1 protein-coding gene and 1 pseudogene are annotated in these 1320 nt (G+C 47.4%); both read left to right on the plus strand.

Annotation, left to right across the window (positions count from 1 at the left end):
• Nucleotides 1-132, plus strand: a pseudogene (locus ICN13_RS09990) (integrase core domain-containing protein); the annotation flags it as partial.
• Nucleotides 133-190: 58 nt separating this feature from the next.
• A protein-coding gene (locus tag ICN13_RS09995) for an IS3 family transposase (RefSeq protein ID WP_216140208.1) occupies nucleotides 191-1278 on the plus strand; the annotation gives its coding sequence in 2 pieces (ribosomal slippage) (nucleotides 191-443 and nucleotides 443-1278; 1089 coding nt in all).
• Nucleotides 1279-1320: the final 42 nt, after the last annotated feature.

Consider the following 1320-nt stretch of genomic DNA (forward strand, 5'->3'; position numbering starts at 1 on the left):
TTGGATGGGGAGATCTTCTAAAGCTTAAAAGAGGCCCAGATCATCGTGGGGGAGTGGGTGAAACACTATAACCATGTCAGGCCGCATAGTGCATTGGGTTACAGACCTCCAGCACCCCAAACCCAAGGGTAATCCCCCCGCAGGTTAACTGAGCTCAGAGGTAGAATTTTCTCAATAAGAGGAGTTCTACATGAAGCGTTCTAAATTTACCGACAGCCAGATCATGGATACCTTAAAGCGGGTTGATGCTGGCTTAGCCGTCCCAGAAGTCTGCCGTGAGCTGGGCATCAGTGCCGCTACTTTCTACAAGTGGCGTGCCAAATACGGTGGTATGGATACCTCCATGATGGCTCGCATGAAGGAGCTTGAGGCTGAAAATGCCCGCTTAAAGAAGATGTACATCGAAGAAAAGCTCAAGGCAGAGATACTCAATGAGGCCATCACAAAAAAGTGGTGAGGCCGTCTCACAGACGTGAGATGGCCCAAAAGGCAGTATCCCAAAACCATGTATCGATCAGACTAGCCTGTGAGATCTTTGGCGTGAGTGAGACCTGCTATCGCTATGAAGCTAAGAATAATGCGCAGAATGAACTCATTGCGAATTGGCTGATCCGCTTAACGGATAACAACCGCAGTTGGGGCTTTGGCCTTTGCTATCTGTATCTACGCAATGTCAAGAACTACACATGGAACCACAAACGCATCTACCGGATTTACCGCGAGCTTGAGCTCAACCTACGCATCAAACCCCGAAAACGTTTAGTGCGAGATAAACCCGATGCGTTGGTGGTACCGCTGAGCATCAACCAAGTATGGTCAATGGATTTTATGCATGACCAGTTACAAGATGGCAGATCCATCCGGCTATTTAATGTGATTGATGACTTTAATCGTGAAGCCTTATGCATTGAAGTAGACTTCTCTTTACCGTCTGAGCGAGTCGTTCGCAGCTTGGATCAGATCATTGCTTGGCGAGGTAAGCCTTGTGTGATTCGAGCGGACAACGGGCCGGAACTGATTAGCGGCAGACTAATGGAATGGGCAGCAAAGCATCAAATCCACATACAACACATCCAACCAGGTAAGCCACAACAAAATGCCTATGTGGAGCGCTTTAATCGCACCGTCAGATATGAATGGTTATCTCAGCATTATTGGGAAAGTATTAACGAGGTTCAGGAGTTCGCAACGCAATGGATGTATAAATATAATCATCAACGTCCAAACATGGCATTGGGCGGCATTACCCCGAAACAGCGACTGGCCATGGTTGCTTAATTAACTCTACTTCTAGGTTCGGTTAAATAAGGGGGGATTACC

The sequence above is a fragment of the Polynucleobacter sp. MWH-Berg-3C6 genome (assembly GCF_018881855.1).
Taxonomy (GTDB): domain Bacteria; phylum Pseudomonadota; class Gammaproteobacteria; order Burkholderiales; family Burkholderiaceae; genus Polynucleobacter.